At 56.0% G+C, this 5268-nt stretch carries 6 protein-coding genes; 1 reads left to right on the top strand and 5 read right to left on the bottom strand.

What is annotated here, in order from left to right; translation table 11 throughout:
• The 4 genes from ACF8MI_RS19095 to ACF8MI_RS19080 form a co-directional block, all read right to left on the bottom strand.
• A partial coding sequence (locus ACF8MI_RS19095) for an Arm DNA-binding domain-containing protein (protein WP_392517716.1) occupies positions 1 to 627 on the bottom strand: 627 nt, incomplete at its 3' end.
• Positions 628 to 1126: 499 nt separating this feature from the next.
• Entirely contained in the window at positions 1127 to 1492 is a 366-nt protein-coding gene (locus ACF8MI_RS19090) for a hypothetical protein (RefSeq protein WP_200929576.1), read from the bottom strand.
• A 643-nt stretch (positions 1493 to 2135) separates the two neighbouring features.
• The gene (locus ACF8MI_RS19085; RefSeq protein ID WP_392517717.1) at positions 2136 to 2951 is read right to left on the bottom strand and encodes an IS3 family transposase; all 816 of its coding nucleotides are present in this window, start codon (positions 2949 to 2951) and stop codon (positions 2136 to 2138) included.
• Positions 2952 to 2977: 26 nt separating this feature from the next.
• Positions 2978 to 3337, bottom strand: coding sequence for a transposase (locus tag ACF8MI_RS19080; RefSeq protein WP_225915574.1), 360 nt, complete (start codon positions 3335 to 3337; stop codon positions 2978 to 2980).
• A gap of 558 nt (positions 3338 to 3895) precedes the next feature.
• Between ACF8MI_RS19080 and ACF8MI_RS19075 the strand changes: the two genes are divergently transcribed.
• On the top strand, positions 3896 to 4513 hold the full coding sequence (locus ACF8MI_RS19075) for a recombinase family protein (RefSeq protein ID WP_392517715.1): 618 nt from the start codon (positions 3896 to 3898) through the stop codon (positions 4511 to 4513).
• Positions 4514 to 4621: 108 nt separating this feature from the next.
• Here the strand turns inward: ACF8MI_RS19075 and ACF8MI_RS19070 are convergent, their stop codons facing one another.
• Positions 4622 to 4975, bottom strand: coding sequence for a hypothetical protein (locus ACF8MI_RS19070; RefSeq protein ID WP_200929545.1), 354 nt, complete (start codon positions 4973 to 4975; stop codon positions 4622 to 4624).
• Between the last annotated feature and the right edge of the window lie 293 nt (positions 4976 to 5268).

The following is a 5268-nucleotide window of genomic DNA, read 5'->3' as shown; positions in this document are numbered from 1 at the left end:
CTCCCAGTTCAACCCGACCATTTCGCTGGTACGCATATCTGTCCAAAATGCGAATTGCACTAGGTTCTTCGCCTGGCCATCGAGCTGGGCCAGGATGGCGCGTTGTTCCTCTGGGCTGAAGGGGTCGACGTCGTCTTCCTTCACCTGATCCTTGCGCGAGAAGGTCCAGCCGGCTAGCGGGTTGGTATCGATCAGCTCGTCATTGTCCACAGCGTCGTTCAGTGCCGAGCGCAGGCAGCTCTGGATGTTGCTCAGGGTCTTGTTGGACACCTCCAGCGTGCTCAGCCAGTCGCGCACAGTCTTTCGCTTCAGATCGACCAACAGGGTAGGGCCGAGCGCCGGCACCAGGCGCAGCTCGACCAGCTTCCTGTACCCCTCGAATGTACTGCTCGACACGTGCTGCTTCTTGCCGGCCAGCCACTTGGTCAGGAAGCCCGCGACGGTTTCCTGGCTGGCCTCTGGCGCGAACTTCGTCGCCCTCGGCGAGCCTGGGAAGGTGACGGCATAGTCGAACGTGCCATTGGCGATCGCGTGCTCGACCGCCGCCTTGTGCTGCTCGGCACGTTTCAGATTAGTGGCGGTGGGCTTGAGTGCAATCCTCTCCCTGCACCTGACACCGCGATACATGAACGTAATTTCGATACTCGACTCGGAGACTGCCCGAACGCCCCGCCCATCTCTACCCACGACTCATATCCTTCCACATCAATTAGTACTCGGCCATCTGGCGCCTTGATCCATATTTCACCGAGCCGCCAAATTCCGTCGCGAAGCTTCGAGCGGATAGCGTCTTCGGAGTAACCAGACTCGCTGGCAAATTTCCTCACGGTTACGTAGCGCATGCGTCGGTATTCCTGGCTATTCAGGGGTAACGATTGCGCATAGGCCGCGTATCGATTTGGCGTAGAGGGCTTGCTCATGCGAGCAGCGTCTAACAGTTCTGTTGGTCATATCCGACTTCCTTTAACTACTCGGATACAGCCTACGGACGGTTTCCTGGCGTGGGTTTCGCTTTCACGCAACAAAAGCGACGGAAATTAGATCTCTGAGAAATTCCCTACCAGGGTATGGGCAAGCCACACGACGTAGTCAGGCTACTGGTTGCTCTGAAAGACCAAAGCCGCCATCACGTCTGATGCAGTTTTTTCTGCTCGAGAGCGATACGGTTCATTACGCAGATTGGGATTGCGAACCCTTGAATATTTGTTTTGAAGGTTTCGCAACCGTCTTCGACGATTCCACAGGGCACACCCCGGCGGAAACGCATCCCCCTGCCGATGTAGTTGCGCAGGATGATTTCCCAGGACTCATCGTCGTAGTAGAAACCTGTGATCTCAGCCCAGTTAGCCTTGACTCCGCTTCCAATGACTCCTTCAGGTGTTAGGCAGAAAATTTCTACCTGGTTTTCCTGGGTGACTGGTACGGCGTAAATCCGCCCATTCGGTGCTACTGGTGGGAAAGTTCGCCCGTACCCAAGGTCACGAAATTCCATAGTGGTGCTCCGTTTGCATGACGTTGCATGACACGCTATGCCAGGTCTTGGAAATCCCAAGCCGGTCCTGTCGCAGGGGTATGCCGTTGGGTTTTCTGCAAGCCGCCGTAAGCTGTGTTGATCACAACAGGGAGTTGCGCCATGGGTAGTAGATCGACAGTGATTCAAGTCAGCTTGCTGGCTGCGGCAGTAGCTTTTCTGGTTGGGTGCTCTTCCACTCAGTCGCCGAAGACTGTTCAGCTTCCTGAGCCAAAGGATGTCCCGAAGGAAAAATGGTCGGATGCGATGCACGTTCTGACTGCTATGGGGGTTTCCGGGCAGCGTGACGTTCCAATCGAGATGGTAGGGGGAGTTGATAGAGTGAGCCCCACCAAAAGCTCAGTGGCAGGGCTAGGGGACGCTGGATTAAGTGCAATTGGATATGTCTCACCACCTTCAGGCATGAGCGGTGGCGCAGCCGCAGGTGTTGGCTTGGGTTTGATGCTACTGGGTGGATCAAGTGATCCGGCTCGGGCAACTCAGGTTGTTGCCTGGGTGCCTTCCGATCAGGCCGGCTCACCAGAGGAGGCATCGGCTCTGGCCCTGCAGAAGGTGGAGGAGGCCCGCTGAACTGGTCAACTTATTTTGGACACCAGTTAAGGTTTCATGCCGCATCCTTGAGCTTTTTCTCCATGGCTACCGGGGTTTGATAACCGTTGTAGCTGTGGAGGCGCTTCAGGTTGTAGCGGACCAAATAAGCCTGAACGTCAGCCCGCGCCTGTGCTTCGGTTTCATAACCCCCTGCGGGAATCCACTCTGACTTCAGGGCCCCAAAAAAGCGCTCCATGGCGGCGTTATCCCAGCATTGTCCTCGATGGCTCATGCTCTGATTCATGTCGTACTCTTCAAGTGCAGCCCTGAACTTGTGGCTGGTGTACTGGCATCCCTGGTCGGAATGAAACATCACATCCTTCGGCTTGCCGCGGGATTCGGCCGCCATGCGTAGCGCGTTGCAGGCCAGCCTGGCGTCCGCAATCATTGAAAATGCCCAGCCCACCACCCGTCGTGCGTACAGGTCGAGCACAGCTGCCAAGTACAGCCAGCGCTTGCCAACCTGGATATAGGTCACATCCCCACACCACACTTCGTTGATCGTCGAAACTTTGAAATTCCGCTTCAACTGATTTTCTGCAATCAGCGCTTCCGCGCCTGAAGAACGGTACCGGTGCGGCCGGCGCTGCCTGCATTTCAGGCCAGCTTCACGCATCAGACTACGCACTTTGTAGCGTCCGACTTTATGGCCGTCACGCCGCAGTTCCTCGGTTAGTGTTCGCGATCCAGCCGAACCTCGAGAGACTTTGAAATGGCCCTCTACAGCCGAGCGTAACTGATCCCGCTCTGGATTTTTCCGGGCTTGGCGTTTGCGCCATGCATAGAAACTGCTGCGCTTGACCCCAAGCACGCGACAGCATTCGACGATACCGTATTGCTCACTCAGCCCGTTGATCAGCGAAAACGATCTTTGGAGTCCCGAAGCAGGAGAGCACTGGCCTTTTTTAGGATTTCGATATCTCGGTCTTTCTGCCGAACCAACGCTTCCAACTCTTGGATTCGTTGTTGATCCGGGGTGATAGCCTTGGCTCCAGCCGGTACCTTGCCCTCTCGCTCCTTGCGCACTTGCTCAACCCAGCGACGCAGGGCTGTAGGCCCAATTTCAAGCATTTCACAGACTTCGGGGACTGATTGACCACCGTCGAGCACCATCTCAGCAGCCCGGATTTTCTGTTCTTTCGAGTATGACTTTCGCACTGATTTTGCCTCCAATTGGGCGCCATCATAGCGCCCGTAGAAGGTGTCCAAAATCATTAGGCCAGATCACTCAGAAAGAGTTTCTCAGGTGGTTTGTCAAAGCTGGGTATGCAGACCGGCCGATACCCTGATGGTCATTCGCGCTCGTACGCAACGCCAGCAGATATCTTTGCGGAACGTCCTATCCCATTCGCGGATACACCCGCTGCGTCACCAAGCTTCTTGGCGTCGCCTCGCAGCTACGGGCCGATATTTATCCGGCACAACCAGTTCACGCTTGATGCCTACAAGAACGACATGACGACCTCGGAAGCCATGCTGCAGGCATCGAAGTACCTACCCGAATGGATCTACATCTACCATCCTGGTCAGCGACTGAGGAAGGATTCGATCCCGGCGGCCATCTTCAACCAAGGCCGAGCACTCTACTTTGTAGGAAAATAATCCTGCTGGTCTTTCGTCGCTGGCTTTCGCAAGTCTGCGACGATTTTTTTGGGTATGCCTGAGCTGATACGTTCAGGAGCAATGCTTTTCCTGGTATTTGATTTTATAAGTAACGGTCTAAGTGATACGCCAGAAGAAAAACACCCAATCTGATACATCAAAGGAATTTCCATGTTCGTTCGCGCCTACCTTCGTGCATCCACTGCGGAGCAAGACGCCAGTCGTGCCCGTAACGCTCTTCAGCTCTTCGCTGCTGACCATGGCAAGGCCATTGCCGCGCAGTATATCGAGAACGCCAGCGGGGCCAGGGCCGACCGGCCGGAGCTGTTGAGGCTGCTAGGTGATGCCCATAGAGGTGACGTGTTACTGCTTGAGAGTATTGACCGGCTCTCACGGCTGCCGGTGGCTGATTGGCAGGCGCTTAAGGCTGCGATTGACTCCAAGGGACTGCGCATCGTCGCCCTGGATTTGCCGACCAGCCACCAAGGCATGAGAGAAATGGTAGGTGATGAGTTCACTGACCGAATGCTGGCAGCTATCAACGGCATGATGATCGAGATGATGGCGGCTATTGCGCGCAAGGACTACGAGCAGCGTCGGGAGCGCCAGGCGCAGGGTATCCAGAGGGCAAAGGCTTCCGGCGCTTACAAAGGTCGGCCTGCTGACAAGGGGCTGCATCAGCGCGTTGGTGAGCTGCTCGGCGCTGGCCTGGGGATTCGGGCGACCGCTCGCCATGCAGGGTGCAGTACCACCACAGTGCTTAAAATCCGCAATCAAATGACCGAGTGACGACGCGACTTGACGTGGTGTTCGAGCAGCAGTGAGATTCGCATGAATTTTACCCAGATAGCAGGCCGCATCCGCAGCCTGGGTAGCATTCCGCTCGCCTGGAATAGACTAGTCCGTCTTACGGCCCAGGCGACAGCGCAGCGCTCGTATCATACTGGCGCGCATGACAACGGCTGTGACTGACACCGCAAGGGCTATACCGCCCGCCAGTTCCCCGAAGCGGACGAATGCAACGATGTTCACCAGGACGAGAACCATGATGCCGTAGAACTCAGCATTGGCCTTGCTGGCAGCCAGGGCCTGACGCTCGGTGAGCATCCAGTTCGGCGACAGGCAGAAGGGACATACGGACGACTCGGGATCACGGCCGCCTACTGGGATTCCGCTGATGTAGAACGGCGCGCTGGTGATCACCTTCGGAACCATCATCTTCTTGCAGCACTGGCATTCAACTTTGCTCATGACGTGAACCTGCTGTACTTGGCACATGCCAGAACCCTACCCAAGCCCTGGCGAATCCCAAGCGACCGTCATGCGGGTCTGCCGGTGTGTTGCAAAATCACTCGGTGTGATTTTTCTTGTCGAGATGATCTGCGACTTTGTAGCCAATCACCGCCACCACTCCCAATGTGCCGACCACGCCAATGACCGCGTAAACGAGTAGTTCAATCGAGTCCATGTCTTGCACCTTCTGGGCTGATGTTTTGCGCTGCAGTCAGCTTCTCACCTGCTGTGCCAATCCCAAGGATTTCTTC

The sequence above is a fragment of the Pseudomonas sp. yb_9 genome, assembly GCF_043103635.1.
GTDB classification, from domain to species: Bacteria; Pseudomonadota; Gammaproteobacteria; order Pseudomonadales; family Pseudomonadaceae; genus Aquipseudomonas; species Aquipseudomonas monteilii.
The sequence above is the reverse complement of the archived record's forward strand: the minus strand, read 5'-3'. Positions and strand labels throughout refer to the sequence as shown.

Bases quoted from the DNA above. Each gene is read 5' to 3' on its own strand.
- ACF8MI_RS19090 (WP_200929576.1), bottom strand. From the start codon at position 1,492: ATGGAATTTCGTGACCTTGGGTACGGGCGAACTTTCCCACCAGTAGCA.
- ACF8MI_RS19080 (WP_225915574.1), bottom strand. From the start codon at position 3,337: ATGATTTTGGACACCTTCTACGGGCGCTATGATGGCGCCCAATTGGAG.
- ACF8MI_RS19075 (WP_392517715.1), top strand. From the start codon at position 3,896: ATGTTCGTTCGCGCCTACCTTCGTGCATCCACTGCGGAGCAAGACGCC.
- ACF8MI_RS19070 (WP_200929545.1), bottom strand. From the start codon at position 4,975: ATGAGCAAAGTTGAATGCCAGTGCTGCAAGAAGATGATGGTTCCGAAG.